Source organism: Halomonas fontilapidosi (assembly GCF_014192285.1).
Taxonomy (GTDB): domain Bacteria; phylum Pseudomonadota; class Gammaproteobacteria; order Pseudomonadales; family Halomonadaceae; genus Halomonas; species Halomonas fontilapidosi.
Genome location: NZ_JACHXQ010000001.1, coordinates 393,982 through 408,811, shown reverse-complemented (window position 1 = coordinate 408,811; position 14,830 = coordinate 393,982). Strand labels below are relative to the sequence as shown.

Below are 14,830 nucleotides of genomic sequence, written 5' to 3'. Positions count from 1 at the left end.
CTAACGAATGTGTCTGGGACTGAAGGAAACAGGATCACAGCATGAACACGCAAGGAGTGCCATGTCCGACGAGTGCACGTGAGGGCCAGGGTCCCCATGGCACCGTTGACAACACCCTCGGCAGAGCCACTGTCGAGCTTGCTGCTGGTGTCTTCAGCCAAGTCAGCGAAGCGATGATCATCACCGATGTCGACCATGGTGTCCTCGATATCAACCCGGCCTTCACCAAGCTGACAGGGCTGACGCCCGAGGCGCTAGTCGGTGAATCCCTGCAGGCGTTCTTGCTGGCAGGAGCGCCCTCGACGCGGGTCGACGAACTGTGGCGGGAGCTGCATTTCGCAGATCACTGCAAAGCCGAAATCACCTATCGACATCGCAACGGACGTACCTCTCCGGCGGTTATCTCGGCCACGCGCGTGCGAGATCAGCAAGGGCAGACCTCTCACCTTGTCTGGGTACTCTCCGATCTGGGCGCCCTGGCTGCCGCGCGTCGGTCAGGGCGAGAGGTCTATTTCGATGCCCTCACGGGCCTGCCGAACCTGCAGCTGCTGACTCAGCTGATTCAGGAGTCCTTGTTGCACGCGCACCACAAGGGAGGAAGCCTGGCGATCTGCGCTCTGGATATCGACCACTTCAAGCGCATCAACGACCAGCATGGCCAGGAAATTGGCGACCTGATGATCGCCGCCTTTGCCCAGCGCCTCAGCCATCAGTTACACGGCGACGATATCCTGGCACGCGTCGGTGGCGATGAGTTCGTGCTGTTGCTGCATCAGGGCGCCGATGACGACACCTTGGAACGGCTGCTAGCCGCCATGCGTCAGCCGCTTTTCATCAAGGGACGTCGCCTTCAGGTAACGGCCAGCCTGGGGGTCACCTTCTTCCCCCGTGACGATGAGGATGGGGATGTCCTGCTGCGCCATGCGACTCAGGCTATGTATCGCGCCAAACAGCAGGGCCGTGCGACTTATCAGGTGTTTGATACCGGTCTGGATCGCGAGATCCAGGCGCGAGAAGCGAGTCGACAGCGCTTCGCCACTGCCCTGCCAGAGGGCGAGCTGAGGTTGCACTACCAGCCCCAGGTCGACATCTTCGGTGGCGAAGTGATTGGTGCCGAGGCCTTGGTGCGCTGGCAGCATCCCGAAGAGGGGCTGCTTGCACCGGGGCGCTTTCTGCCGATCATCGAGGGTACGGCGCTCGAGATCGAACTCGGGGAATGGGTGATCGAAGCGGCCTTGCGACAGCTGCAAGCATGGTGCATGCAGGGCATCTCGTTGCCGGTTCACGTCAATATCAGCCCCGCCCACCTGCTCAGTGGCGAGTTCGCCGAGCGTCTGGCCGGGCTGCTGACGTGTTATCCCGAGGTTCCGGCGCGGCTGCTCAAGCTTGAGGTGGTAGAGAGTGCTGCCATACACGACATCCAGACGGCCCTGAGTGTCATGCGTCACTGTCAGGCGCTGGAGATCGACTTCGCCATCGATGATTTCGGTACGGGCTACTCTTCCCTGACGCACTTGCGGCAGTTGCCGGTGGACCTGATCAAGATCGACCAGAGTTTTGTGCGCGACATGCTCACGGACCCCGATGACATGGCCATCGTCGAGAGTGTGATCTACATGGCCAATCGCTTCCGGCGGCCGATGCTTGCTGAGGGCGTCGAGACCCTCGACCATGCCCGCGCCCTGTTGGCATTGGGCTGCGCCCGTGTTCAGGGCTATGGCATCGCTCGGCCCATGCCCGCCGAGGACTTTCCCGCTTGGCTGCGAGACTGGCCGGGTCGGCACGAATGGTCTGCCCTGGCCATGCACCTGCAAAAGTTGACCCCGCATGCGCGTCCACACCAAGTAGAGTGACGGTGGCTGGGAGTGCCGCTTTCGGCCCCGACCAGGGGGTAGGGTGGCGGTGGCGCGCTCCATCAAACGGTCGTCGTCAGCCGCTGTTATGAGTGCCAGGGTAATTCGTGCGCCAAGAATCATCCCGTCATTGATCAGCGTCAAGAAACGGGTTCTCTTCGGCGTTTCCTTGCGTGGTCTGTCCGCGTAACGTACTTCGTTTTTCCTTGATATTGATCAAGTCAATCCATTGGCACGAGGCACCATGACCCACGAGCTTCCCGTAGAACGCATCATGCACACTGGCTTGCTGACCTGTACGCCGCAAACGCCGCTATGCGAGGCTGCCGCGCGTATGGCTGAGCGGCGCTGTAGCTCGATGCTGGTGATGCAAGGTGGGCAAGCCGTCGGCATCTGGACGGAACACGACAGTCTGTTCGTCGACTTTGCTGACCCCGAGGCCGTGCAGTGCCCTATTGAACGGGTCATGAACCGACCGGTTGCTACCATCCACCAAGCCACCCCAGTCGGTGAGGCCGCCCTGCGTTTTACGACTGAACGGCGTCGTCACTTGCTGGTCGTGGACGATGCCGGCACTCCCCAAGGCATCCTCTCCCAGAGCGACATGGTGCTCAATCAGGGCCTGGAACCCTACCTGCGCTTGCGCGAGGTGGGCGGCGCGATGCGCAGCCGGCCCCTGCTGCTGCAGGGTGAGTTGACCCTCAACGAGGCAGCGCAGCACATGCGCCGCAGCGGCTGTGATGCGGCCGTAGTGATCTCTCCCTGCCAGCCACTCGGCATCCTGACCGAACGGGATCTGGTGCGGTTCGTGGCCCGTCGGCCGGGTGCCACGGCGATCGGCGAATTGGCCAGCCGGCCGCTGCTCACCGTGCGGGTCGAGGACGCCCTGATCCATGCCCGTGACCTGCTGATCGACCAGCGGGTTCGTCATCTGGGCGTGCTCGATAGCCAAGGAGAGGTGGTCGGCCTGCTGGGCTTCCAGGATATGCTGGCGGGGGCCGAGCACCTCTACCTGGAAGATCTGCGCGAGGCCCTGGAACAGCGTGACCAGGCGCTCGCCCAGTCACGCCGTAACCTACAGTTGGCAGAGCGCGTGATCGATTCCTCCCTGGAGGGGATCATTATCACCGATGCCCAGACCCGCATCGAGTTCGTCAACCCTGCCTTCATTCACATGACCGGCTACAGCCTGGAAGAGGCGGTGGGTCGCACGCCGGCGATGCTCTCTTCGGGACGTCACGGTGCCGAGTTCTATCGCGACATGTGGCGAGCCCTGCAGGAACATGGGTACTGGCGCGGCGAGATCTGGAACCGTCGAAAAGGCGGGCAGCTCTATCTTGAGCTGCTGACCATCACCGCCATCCGTAACGAACAGGGCGAGATCACGAACTTCGCTGCCTTGTTCACCGATATCACGCATATTCGCGAGAACGAGGAGCAGGTTCGACGACTGGCCTACTATGACCCTTTGACCCGGCTGCCCAATCGGCGCCTGCTGGAGGACCGCCTGGAATTGGCGATACGCCATGCCCATCGTCATCGGCAACGGCTGGCGGTGATCTTCCTCGACCTGGACCATTTCAAGCAGGTTAACGATGCCTTGGGGCATGCGGTGGGTGACGAGTTGCTGCTCAAGGTCTCTCAGCGGCTGCGAGCGCATCTCCGTGAGGATGACACCCTGGCCAGGCAGGGGGGAGATGAGTTCATCGTGCTGGTCAACGAGGTGGAAGAGGTCGAAGAGGTCATGCGAGTGGCGCATCGCCTGGTTGATTCGGTAAGCGCTCCCTTCGAGGTCGGCGGGCAGGTCTTTCGTGTTGGCTGCAGCCTGGGGATCAGTCTCTACCCGGACGACGGCGCCGAAGTCGAGACCCTGGTGCGAAATGCCGATGCCGCCATGTACCGCGCCAAGCAGGAAGGGCGTAACACCTTTCGGCTGTTTCGTCCCGAGATGCATCAGCAGGAGCACCGCCGACTCGAGCTGGAGACCGCCCTGCGCAATACCGCGGAAACCGGCGAGGGGCTGGCGGTTCACTACCAACCGCTTTTCGATCGCGACAGCGGTGAGCTGCAGGGCGCTGAGGCCTTGCTGCGCTGGCACCATCCGCAATTTGGTCAGGTTTCACCCGCCGACTTCATCCCCTTGGCCGAGCGGTCGGGGCTGATTCTGCCGCTGGGGGAGCGGCTGATGCACCTCGTGGCGGGCCAGCTACGAGACTGGCTGGCCGACGGCCTTACGCCTCCGCGCATTGCCGTCAATCTGTCGGCGCGGCAGTTCTGGCAGAGCGACCTGGTCGCCCAGGTGCAGGAACTCTACGCTGCCTATGGCCTGCCGCCGGGCCAGATAGGGTTCGAGCTCACCGAGAGCCTCCTGCTCGACAAGCACCAGCAGGCAATCCATACCCTGCAGGCGCTGCGCGAGCTGGATTGCTTTATCGCCATCGATGACTTCGGCACCGGTTACTCCTCGCTGAGTTACCTGCAGGAGCTGCCGGTGACTACCCTCAAGATCGATCGCAGCTTCATTCAGAAGCTCGGAGAGAGTCGCGGCAGCGCGGCCATCGTGGCCGCTGTTACCGGGCTGGCCAAGGAGCTCGGCCTGCGGGTGGTCGCCGAAGGAGTCGAGACCGAGGCCCAGCTGGCGGCGCTTTCCCGCTATCACGTCACCCTGATCCAGGGGTATCTCACCGGCCACCCGGTGGATGCCGAAACGTTTGCCAATCACTACCTGGATACCCAGCGCGTACATGCCTGATCCCTCGTGTTGTGGTTGCCGAGACGATGTTCTGCTGGGGCTCGCGAGAGCGAGGGGAGGTGCGGGTGAAGGGGGCATCGCAGGTCTTGGCAAGGTGGCAGCGGCGTGCTTTATAGTGGTGCATGTGTATCATTTTTGGTAAATATTGTTCTCCATCTGCATTGAGAAACGATAGCTTCCCCGCTAATATCGGCATTATCTTGTACAGATACTATACAGTGAGTGCCACTGCATTGATGCAATGCGTCAATGTGCCATTGTATTAGTATATCTATACATATGCTTTGTCGCCCCGACGGTGATGCCGTCATCTGACGTGGAGGGCGCGGCGTGGTGAAAGCGGCTGCCAAGCGGGCAACCAGTTGTCAGAAGGAATCAGGCGATGGGAAAGGACCAAGCGGATCATCAGGGCGCGTCATCGGGCACGACATGGCACGCCGATGCCTCGGATGACCTTAGCCAGCCGATAAGCCAGAGCGATCAGCTGCGCCTGATGGCCGCCGCCTTCGAAACCGGTCAGGCGACCATCATCACCGATGAGCGGATGCGCATTCGACGGGTCAACAAGGCGTTTACGCGCATCACCGGGTTCACCCCTGATGACGTGCTGGGCCACACACCGAGAATGTTCAAGTCGGGTCGGCACGGTCCGCGCTTCTATCAACGCCTATGGGGTACGTTGCTACGCCAGGGCCACTGGCAGGGGGAGATCTGGAATCGTAACAAGCAGGGTGAGATCTATCCGGTATGGCAGTCGATCACCGCGGTAAAAGACGATGACGACCGGGTGCGCCATTACGTCTCGGTGTTCCACGACATCGCCGAGCGCAAGCGCGTCGAACACACCCTGGCGCAGGAGGCCAGTCGCGATCATCTGACCGGTGCCGCCAACCGTCGCACCTTCGATCGCGCCCTGATCAAGTCGGTCAGAGTCGCCGGTGACACTGGCGGCGAGCTGTCGCTAATGTTCCTGGACATCGACCACTTCAAGGCGGTCAACGACAACCACGGTCACGATATCGGGGATGCGACCCTGCATGCGCTCACGCAGTTAATCCAGCAACGGCTTCGCAAGCGCGACCTGCTGGCGCGCTGGGGCGGCGAGGAGTTCACCTTGCTGCTGCCCGATACGCCGCTGCAGGGCGCCTGCCAGCTGGCGGAGCGGCTGCGTGCCGATGTCGCCGGGGCCGCCATGCCCGGGCCGGGGGTGACCATCAGCTTCGGCCTGACCGCTTTCCAGGGCGGGGATAGCGCACGGGACATGATTCAGCGTGCCGATGGCGCGCTCTATCGCGCCAAGCGGGGTGGGCGCAATCGGGTCGAGGTCGACCCCGAGTACGGCGTGGCGGAAACGCCGACCTCGGCGCAGGAGGCCGAGTCGCCTTCGCGGCCTCGCTTTATCGACGAGTATCGCGGCGCATCGCGACGCATGCAGCTGGCCTCCCGGCTCGAAGAGGCCCTCGCCCTGGCCAGCCACCATAACGGCACGCTCGCGGTGTGTTCGCTGGACGTTGACCACTTCAAGAACGTCAATGAGCAGTTGGGCAATGCCCTGGCCGACCGCCTGGTGCTGGCGCTCATCCAGCGCATCAATCGCTCGCTCGGCCGCGACGACCTTATCGTGCGCATGGGCGGCGACGAGCTCGTGGTGATCCGACACAACGTCACCGACGATACGACCTTTCAGGCGCTGCTCGAGACGATTCGCCAGCCTTTCCACCTGGCCGGGCGCTCGGTCACGATCACCGCCAGCCTCGGTGTGGCGAGCTTCCCGATGGATGACGTCGAAGCCGATGTGCTGCTGCGCCATGCCCAGCAGGCGATGTACCGTGCCAAGCAGAACGGGCGCAACACCCTGGCACACTTCAACCCCAGGCAGGATAAGCAGGTGCAGCGCTGTCAGGCGCAGCGCCGCCGCATCGAGCAGGCGATCCTGTGCGATGAGCTCTGCCTGCATTACCAGCCCCAGGTCGATATGGCCACCGCCAAGGTGGTGGGGTTCGAGGCCCTGGTACGCTGGCAACATCCCGAGGAAGGGTTGTTGGGCCCGGGCGAGTTTCTCCCCCTCACCGAAGGTACCTGGCTGGAGATCCTGCTCGGGGAATGGGTGCTCAAGGCGGTGCTCGAACAGCTGGCGTGCTGGCAGGGGGAGGGCAACGAGCTGCCGGTGAGCGTCAATATCAGTCCCGCGCATCTGCTTGCGCCCGACTTCGTCACTCAGCTCTCGGGGCTGCTCGCTACCATGCCCGCAGTGTCACCCTCGCGGCTCAAGCTCGAGGTGGTGGAAACGGCTGCCATGCAGGACATTGCCGCCGCCCTCAAGGTGATATCCCACTGCCAGGCCATGGGCGTGGAAGTGGCCATCGATGACTTCGGCACCGGCTTCTCCTCGCTCACCTACCTTCGCCAGCTGCCGGTGGATCTCATCAAGGTCGACAAGAGCTTTGTGCGCGACATGCTTGAGGACACCAGCGACCGAGCCATCGTCGAGAGCATTATCTACATGGCCAAGCGCTTCAACCGGGCGCTGCTCGCCGAAGGCGTGGAAAGCATCGACCATGCCACGGAGCTGTTGCGGCTGGGCTGTCACCTGGCGCAGGGGTTTGGTATTGCCCGCCCCATGCCCGCAGACGCGCTTCAGGGCTGGCTGGCGCAGTGGCCGAAGCGCCGCGAGTGGCAGGGCCTGGTGGCAAGCGCCGTGGAGGCGGTCACCGGCGAAACGCCGAGTCGCTCCCGCTGCTAGCAGGTGGGCGTTAAAGTTGTGTGGCAGGTCGCCGATAGGTGATGGCCTGGGCCAAGTCGCGTGGCACCCGCGCGCCGGCCGAATTTCCACACTCCACTCACGAGTGCGCCCATGCTCACCTCCCTGCGACGCCGTCTGCTTATCGCCACCGTGGCGGTCATTATCCTTGCGCTGGTGCTCAATACCGCCGCCAGTTACCTCACCGTGAAGTCCCATAACGACGCCCAGATCGCCAGCAACCTGGCCGCCGTGGCCAGTGGCAATGCCAAGGCCATCGACGAATGGCTCGATGCTCGCGCCGCCATGCTCGACGCCGTGCCGGCCCCCTTGCCGGGCGAGACGCCGCTTCCCGCGCTGACCCAGTTGGCGGCCTCCGGCAACTTCCAGATGGCCTATCTGGCCAGTGCCGCCGACGGCGACACCGTGTTCTCCAACGGCTTCGAGGCGCCGGCCGATTTCGACCCGCGCGAGCGGTCCTGGTACCGGCAGGCCGTCGAGGCCGGTGAGCCGATTGTCACCCAGCCCTATGTCGACGTGGCCACCGACGCGCTGGTGGTGACCCTGGCCACCCCGGTCGAACGTGACGGCCGGCTGCTCGGCGTGGTGGGCGGCGATGTGGCCATCGGCACCATCGTGGATATCGTGCGCGGCATTGCGCCCACGCCCTCGAGCTTTGCCTTTCTGGCGGCGGCCGACGGCACACTGATCGCCCATCCCGACCCCGCGCTCAGCCTGAAGAACGTCGACGCACTGTCGCCCGAGCTGAATGCGCAGCGCCTGGCGCAGCTGGTGGAAGCCGATGCTCCCCAGGCCTTGGCCGTCGGCGAGCAAGCGGTGCGACTGCTCGCCAAGGGCATTCCAGGCACCGACTGGCAGCTGGTGATCGCCCTGGACGAAGGTGACGCCACCGCCGGGCTGCGCGGCGTGCTGAACGCCTCGCTGGTGACGCTGCTGGTCGTAGCGCTGGGCACCACCCTGTTGCTGGGCGTGCTGCTCCGGCTGGCCTTTCGGCGGTTGCTCGCCGCGCGGGACGCCATGGCCGATATCGCCAGCGGTCATGCCGATCTTACTCGCCGCCTGCCGGAAGACGGGCGTGATGAAGTGGCGCAGATCGCCGCCGCCTTCAATCGGTTTGTCGCGCGCATGGAAGGCGTGATGCGCACCATCCGCGACAGCAGCCAGCAGGTACGCCTGGCCGCCGGTGAAATCAGTCACGGCAACCAGGACCTCTCGCGACGCACCGAGAGCGCCGCCGCCAGCCTGCAGGAGTCCTCCGCCTCCATCGAGCAGATCAGCAGCACCGTCGGCCACACCGCCGACTCCGCCCGGGAAGCCAACGGCCTCTCCCAATCCGCCACCGAGGTGGCCGCCAAGAGTGGTGAGGAGATGCAGCAGGTGGTGAGCACCATGGAGGAGATTCGCGACGCCTCCGGCCAGATCGCTGCCATCGTTAAGGTGATGGATGGCATCGCCTTCCAGACCAACCTGCTGGCGCTCAACGCCTCGGTGGAAGCCGCGCGCGCCGGCGAGGCAGGCCGCGGCTTCGCGGTGGTGGCCGGCGAGGTTCGCCAGCTGGCCACACGCTCCGCCGATGCCTCCCGCGAGATCCGCGAGTTGATTGACCGCTCCGAGGTTAAGGTGAAGGGTGGCACTGTCCTGGTGCGCCAGGCGGGCGACACCCTGCAGACGCTGGTGGAGCGCGTGAACCGTGTGGCCGAGGTGCTCGGCGAAATCAGCGCCGCCACGCACGAGCAGAGCGACGGCATCGGCCAGGTCAACCTGGCGGTGGCCGATCTCGACCGCGTGACCCAGCAGAACGCCGCCCTGGTGGAGGAGTCCACCGTCGCCGCCGAGCAGCTCAAGGCGCAGGCCAACCGTCTCGCCGAGGCCGTGGGCAGCTTTACGGTCAGCGGGGAGGGCGATAAGCCTGGCGAAGCCGAGGCACCACGCCATCGCGCCGTAAGCTGGGCCGATGAGCCCCAGCCCGCCTAAGCCAGACTTCGCGCCTCCGCTGGCTATCGAGCGCAAGATTTAGCGCAGTGGAGTGTAACGGCGTGGTAGTGCGCGCCGGGGGTGAGGGACGCCTCCGGCGTTTTTTATCGCGCGTTGTTAAAGTTGCGACGCAAACGGCCGATAGTGGCTAAATCACGCATCATTCGCTTAGGCGCTCGACAAGGGGCATCGCATGGCTAGCATTTCATCTCTCGGCATCGGTTCCGGCCTGGATCTCAATGGCTTGCTGGACCAGCTGCGCTCGGCCGAGCGTCAGAAGCTGCAGCCGATTACCCAGCAGAAGGTGCAGCAGGAGGCCAGGATCTCCGCTTATGGCAGGCTGCAGACCGGCGTCAACAAGCTGCAGAGCGCCGCCGTGGGGTTGAATGACTCGGCGCTGTTCCAGAAGCTCTCGGCCAGCGTGCAGGGCGAGGGGCTCAGCGCCTCTGCCAGCGAAGCCGCAAGCCCCGGTCGTTATGACGTCACGGTCAATCGTCTCGCCACCGCCGGCACTCTGGCGACCCAGGCCACCGACGCGACTTACTCGCCGGATGAAGCGCTGTTCACCGAGGACACCACCCTTACCCTGGACTTCGGCGCCGCTTACTCTGACACCGACGGCAGCTTCGACCCCGCTGCCAGCCCTACCGGCACCAGCGTGACCATGGAGTTCGCTGCCGGCAGCAGCCTGGAAGCGGTGCGCGATGCCATCAACGCCAACGAGGCAGCCGGCGTCGATGCTTCCATTATCAACGATGGCTCCGGCTATCGCCTGGCGTTGAGTTCCCGCGAGACGGGTGCCGAGGCCTCGTTGGTGGGGTTCGAGTTCGGGAACAAAGACACGGCTTCTGCGAACCCGGTTCCGCTCGCTGAGGATACCGCTACCCTGCGCCCCGGCAACGACGCCGAGCTGGATATCAACGGCATCACCATTACCAGCCCCACCAACACCATGGAGGAGGCCATCCAAGGGGTGAGCCTGACGCTGAGCCCTGAGGCCGAGGGCAGCACTCTTGGCGTCACCGTCAGCCGAGATGACGGCTCGGTGAAGGAGGCGGTTAACAAGTGGGTCTCTGCCTACAACGAGCTTCAGTCCACCATCGGTCGCATGACGAAGCCGGGCAACGACGGTTCTTCTTCCGGTGAGCTGATCGGCGATCGCACCGTGCGTACCCTGGAGTCGCGCATGGTGCGCGACCTTACCAGCGCCGTGCCGGGTGGCGAGTTCTCGCTGCTCTCCGACCTGGGGATCTCCCTCGACAAGGAAGGGCGCCTGGAGGTTGACGAGGCGGCGCTGGATGCCGCCATCGCCGAGTCACCTGGCGAGGTTGCAGCATTCTTCGCCGGCGACAGCGAGGAGACCGGCATGGCCGGCACCTTCAACGCCACCCTGGAGCGCATGCTCGACGACAATGGCACCCTCAGCAACGCCATCGAGGGGGCCGAGAACCGCGTCGAGAGCCTGGGTGAGCGCTATACCCGCATGGAGGCGAGCGTGGAGCGCACCGTCGAGCGTTACCGTTCGCAGTTCGCCCAGCTGGACAGCATGATCGCCAGCATGAACCAGACCAGCACCTACCTGATACAGCAGTTCGACTCGCTGAACGCCCAGCTCGGGCGCGACTAAGTCTCGCCCCACCCCTCCCTGACATCGCCCCGGCCATTCGGCCGGGGCGATGTCGTCTGGCCGCTGCTTTGCATTGTGTCGTGTCAAGAGCGCCGCGCTACAGCGGCAAGAAAGTGGTGACTTTCCCTAAAGTTCATCCTTCAGGCGCCGTTATAGAGAGTAACGGCCAACGGCGCCGTTGTGGCAGGCCCGCTGGGCCTTGAACACCCATCGCAGCGGGCCCGCCACTGGAGCCCCAACAGCTTGGAAGGAATCACACCATGTCAGTGATCAATACCAACATTACCTCCATGATCGGGCAGCAGAACCTGTCCAAGTCCCAGAACAGCCTGCAGACCAGCATGGAGCGTCTCTCCTCCGGCCTGCGCATCAACAGCGCTAAGGATGATGCGGCCGGTCAGGCCATCGCCAACCGCATGAGCAGCCAGATCACAGGTCTGTCTCAGGCGCAGCGTAACGCCAACGACGGCATCTCCGTCGCCCAGACTGCAGAAGGTGCACTGAATCAAGTAAACGATAACCTGCAGCGTGTTCGTGAGCTGAGCGTTCAGGCTCAGAATGGCACCAATTCTTCTGACGACCTAACCTCCATTCAAGATGAAATCAATCAGCGCTTGGATGAGATTGACCGGATTGCCGAGCAGACTGATTTCAATGGAACTAAAGTCCTTTCTAAGGATACTGGTCTCGAGATTCAGGTAGGGGCCAATGATGATGAGCAAATCACTGTTGCTCTAAAAGAAATCAATCGCGACACCCTTGGTCTGTCTGGTTTCTCAGTTGAAAAGGCTTCTCTTAAGACAAGTGAGGCTATTACTCAGCTCAGCGATGGTGCTGCCGCTACCACTGAAGTCGACCTTAGTACAGCTGCTACTACTCTTTCGACTCAGCTTGGTGAAGAAGTTAGTGCTGAAGACCTGACTTATAGGAACGTTCTTACTCAAGCCGGCGCTTCAACAGCCGACTACGTAGTCGAGTACAAAGGTGAGAATTATGCTGCTATGGATCCGAGCTCTGGTGCAGTAAATGTCGTTACTGGTGGGGACCTTGGTGGTACTGCCGGTGGTACAGACTTTGCTGTTAAAGTTGCTTACAATGATGCAGGTACTGTGACTGGTTACACTGAGAATGCGGATGGTGATTTGGTTACCGTAACTGCTCCGTTTGATGATACAGCTGCCATTGCAACCGCAACGGATTTCACTGGTGCAGCGACTGCTGATCCGCTTGAAAAGCTGGACTCTGCTCTGAGTGATGTTGATAGCCTGCGCTCCGATCTTGGTGCCATTCAGAACCGTTTCGAATCTGCCATCACCAACCTGCAGACCAACGAGACTAACCTGTCTGCCGCTCGTTCGCGCATCGAAGATGCCGACTATGCAGTGGAAGTGGCGAACATGACCAAGTCTCAGATCCTGCAGCAGGCCGGTACTTCCGTCCTCGCTCAGGCCAACCAGATCCCGCAGAACGTCCTGTCTCTGCTGGGTTAATCTGAAGTCCTTGCGTCAACCCTTGGGGAAGGCGCTCTTCCCCTTGGTTCGCATAAAACCGGCTCCCATCGTGGGGCCGGTTTTTATCATCATTAGTGCATATGGTGGTATATGAAGGAACAGATTGACGCGAGAGAGTTAATTCGCGACGTGCTGCCCAAGCTCAAGGCCACGCGTCATCTGGTCGATAATACGCTCAAAGCGCGTATTGAGCAGTCCGAAGATTATGAGCAGCGTCGCAGGCTGATCATTCTCCAGCAGGAATTCGAGCTGGAGATGACGATGATCAAGCTGAATATGGATCACCTTCTTACGCGCTATCACGACCAGCTCAAGGCAGCAGCGGAGGGGCACAGGCGATTCACGACGCCGATACTGGCGCTGGATCAGTCAGAAGCCGTGGCCATTGAGAGCGCAAGGAATTTGTATCGTCGCGCCTATGAACTGCACGTAAGTTGACGCGACGACCGAGAATGAGCATCAGCTCGTCATTGATGAGCTTCAAGCTGTCATCGACGATACTCAGCACACCCTCGATCGCTTCGAGGCCACCGGCATGGAGACCAAGATGTCGACGGATTACCACAAGCTGCTGGCGATTCTGGATGATGCCGTGAACCAGCAGCGGGCGCATACGCTGGCGATGCTACCCCATCACAACATTAAGGGGTCATAGCTGGCTTTATGAGGTGGCGAGTATGCTGGGGCCTAAAGCTGTGGCGCTGACGGCCGATAGATTGTCTGCCCCATGGAAGTGGGCACTGTCATAACTATCGCAACAGGAAATTATCATGTTGAAGAATATCGTCGTCGCATGCTCTCTGCTGGTTCTTGCTGGATGTGCTTCCAGTGGCAATCAGTCGCTCTAGGGCCAGGATGAGGCCAGTGTATCCGAGGTCATTACCGAAGGGGTTACCACCCAGGTAGAAGTTCGGGAGCGGTTCGGCTCGCCGATGGACACCAGCTTCACCGACGGCGGCATGGAAATCTGGGAGTACAGCCTCTCCGAGGTGTCAGCTGATGCCATCAATTTCGTGCCGGTCGTCAACCTGTTCGGCTCCTCTGCCTCCGGTAAGAAGAAGGATCTGACGATTCTCTTCGATGAAGACGATGTCGTGCATCGCTACTCCATGTCCAACTCCGATGTGAGCCACAAGACCGGCCTGTTCCGCTGAGATCGGTCGGCTTGAGTGGGGCGCAGCCTGCCCCCACTCCCGTAGCTGCTGGCAACGTCATTGCTGCCCGCCCACATAGCCCCGGTTCAAGCTTTCCCATGTCACCTACCTTCGCGCTCGCAACGAGCAGCTGCTGGTTCAGCCGTCCCCATGGCGCAGCTCGGCGTGCTCAGTAGCTGGAGTGCCCATCAGCGCAGCCTGGTGCAGGTCTCGCATGTGGATGCGCCTAAGGGCGAGGCTGGCCGCCGTACCCGCTGGCAGCTCCAGCACCGCTTGGCCCTGGGCAAGGCGCTCGACCTGCGCGCCGGAGTAGAGGGCGACGACGATGCCCACGAGGTGAGCCTTGGGGTGTCATGGTACTTCTGAAGTGCCGGCGGGTGGAGCAGGCCCGCTACCCGCGGTACGCTGCATGAGAGGCGTAGCGACGGGGTGATCGGTACTCTTCGAGGGGAGGCTGCCGGGCCCCGAGCCGCCCCGGTGCCGATTCCCATCGGCTCGATTTCCTGTGAGAGGCGTTCAACGATCATGCGAGTTGCAGTTTGCCGAATGGCCTACCTCCGGCCCCTGATGGCGTTGGGTCTGTCGGTGATGCTCACCGGCTGCGCCATGCTGGCCCCGGCGCCGCCCGAGCGTCAGTCGAACGTCTGCGAGATCTTTCGCGAGCAGCCCGACTGGTACGATTATGCGCGTGACTCCCAGGAAAAGTGGGGCACCCCCATCGCCACCCAGATGGCCATCATCGAACGCGAATCCAGCTTTCGCAGCCATGTGAAGCCGCCCCGGACCAGGCTGCTGGGCTTCATTCCCTGGACGCGGCCGTCGTCGGCCTACGGCTACGCCCAGGCCCAGGACCCGGTGTGGGGGGAGTACGAGGACGACGCCGGCCGGCTGTTTGCACGGCGCACCCACATGAAGCACGCCACTGACTTCATCGGCTGGTACAACGCCCGCACCCGACGCATGACAGGGGTCTCGCTGCACAATCCCGAGCACCTGTACCTCGCGTACCACGAGGGGCAGGGCGGCTATCGGCGCGGCAGCTGGCGCGGCAAGCCTGCCGTAAAGCGCGCCGCTCGCCAGGTGGCCACCACCGATTCGCGCTATCGCCGTCAGCTCGCCGCTTGCGAGGCGGAGTTTCGCTGCGACGGCCTGCTCGAGATCTGGCCCTTCTGCCGCAGCGAGTGACCGACGCGATGCG

Annotated in this window: 10 protein-coding genes; all 10 read left to right on the top strand. The window is 62.6% G+C overall.

Annotated elements, in window-relative coordinates:
* The first annotated feature begins 41 nt into the window (after positions 1-41).
* The 10 genes from FHR95_RS01895 to FHR95_RS01845 all read left to right on the top strand — a co-directional run bounded on the left by FHR95_RS01895 (position 42) and on the right by FHR95_RS01845 (position 14,817).
* A complete protein-coding gene (locus FHR95_RS01895) occupies positions 42-1,853 on the top strand; it encodes a putative bifunctional diguanylate cyclase/phosphodiesterase (protein WP_183313142.1) in 1,812 nt (603 codons plus the stop codon).
* Between the two features lie 244 nt (positions 1,854-2,097).
* On the top strand, positions 2,098-4,605 hold the full coding sequence (locus FHR95_RS01890; protein WP_183313141.1) for an EAL domain-containing protein: 2,508 nt from the start codon (positions 2,098-2,100) through the stop codon (positions 4,603-4,605).
* Positions 4,606-4,987: 382 nt separating this feature from the next.
* Positions 4,988-7,348, top strand: coding sequence for a bifunctional diguanylate cyclase/phosphodiesterase (locus tag FHR95_RS01885; protein WP_183313140.1), 2,361 nt, complete (start codon positions 4,988-4,990; stop codon positions 7,346-7,348).
* 111 nt (positions 7,349-7,459) lie between these two features.
* Positions 7,460-9,340 (top strand): methyl-accepting chemotaxis protein, encoded by a 1,881-nt coding sequence (locus tag FHR95_RS01880; protein ID WP_183313139.1) that lies wholly within the window; start codon positions 7,460-7,462, stop codon positions 9,338-9,340.
* Positions 9,341-9,533: 193 nt separating this feature from the next.
* Positions 9,534-10,967, top strand: coding sequence for a flagellar filament capping protein FliD (gene fliD / locus FHR95_RS01875; RefSeq protein ID WP_183313138.1), 1,434 nt, complete (start codon positions 9,534-9,536; stop codon positions 10,965-10,967).
* 260 nt (positions 10,968-11,227) lie between these two features.
* Positions 11,228-12,457, top strand: a complete 1,230-nt coding sequence (locus FHR95_RS01870; RefSeq protein WP_183313137.1) for a FliC/FljB family flagellin — start codon at positions 11,228-11,230, stop codon at positions 12,455-12,457.
* 111 nt (positions 12,458-12,568) lie between these two features.
* Positions 12,569-12,916, top strand: a complete 348-nt coding sequence (locus FHR95_RS01865; protein ID WP_183313136.1) for a hypothetical protein — start codon at positions 12,569-12,571, stop codon at positions 12,914-12,916.
* A gap of 494 nt (positions 12,917-13,410) precedes the next feature.
* Complete coding sequence (locus FHR95_RS01855; protein WP_183313135.1) at positions 13,411-13,632, top strand: hypothetical protein; 222 nt, start codon at positions 13,411-13,413, stop codon at positions 13,630-13,632.
* A 150-nt stretch (positions 13,633-13,782) separates the two neighbouring features.
* Positions 13,783-13,998: a hypothetical protein gene (locus tag FHR95_RS01850; protein WP_183313134.1), complete on the top strand. Its 216-nt coding sequence runs from the start codon at positions 13,783-13,785 to the stop codon at positions 13,996-13,998.
* A gap of 180 nt (positions 13,999-14,178) precedes the next feature.
* Positions 14,179-14,817, top strand: coding sequence for a transglycosylase SLT domain-containing protein (locus FHR95_RS01845; RefSeq protein ID WP_183313133.1), 639 nt, complete (start codon positions 14,179-14,181; stop codon positions 14,815-14,817).
* Positions 14,818-14,830 lie beyond the last annotated feature (13 nt).

Excerpts from the sequence above, each read along its gene's own strand:
- FHR95_RS01845 (WP_183313133.1), top strand. The coding sequence starts at position 14,179 with ATGGCCTACCTCCGGCCCCTGATGGCGTTGGGTCTGTCGGTGATGCTC.
- fliD (WP_183313138.1), top strand. The coding sequence starts at position 9,534 with ATGGCTAGCATTTCATCTCTCGGCATCGGTTCCGGCCTGGATCTCAAT.
- FHR95_RS01895 (WP_183313142.1), top strand. The coding sequence starts at position 42 with ATGAACACGCAAGGAGTGCCATGTCCGACGAGTGCACGTGAGGGCCAG.
- FHR95_RS01885 (WP_183313140.1), top strand. The coding sequence starts at position 4,988 with ATGGGAAAGGACCAAGCGGATCATCAGGGCGCGTCATCGGGCACGACA.
- FHR95_RS01870 (WP_183313137.1), top strand. The coding sequence starts at position 11,228 with ATGTCAGTGATCAATACCAACATTACCTCCATGATCGGGCAGCAGAAC.
- FHR95_RS01865 (WP_183313136.1), top strand. The coding sequence starts at position 12,569 with ATGAAGGAACAGATTGACGCGAGAGAGTTAATTCGCGACGTGCTGCCC.
- FHR95_RS01855 (WP_183313135.1), top strand. The coding sequence starts at position 13,411 with ATGGACACCAGCTTCACCGACGGCGGCATGGAAATCTGGGAGTACAGC.
- FHR95_RS01880 (WP_183313139.1), top strand. The coding sequence starts at position 7,460 with ATGCTCACCTCCCTGCGACGCCGTCTGCTTATCGCCACCGTGGCGGTC.
- FHR95_RS01850 (WP_183313134.1), top strand. The coding sequence starts at position 13,783 with ATGGCGCAGCTCGGCGTGCTCAGTAGCTGGAGTGCCCATCAGCGCAGC.
- FHR95_RS01890 (WP_183313141.1), top strand. The coding sequence starts at position 2,098 with ATGACCCACGAGCTTCCCGTAGAACGCATCATGCACACTGGCTTGCTG.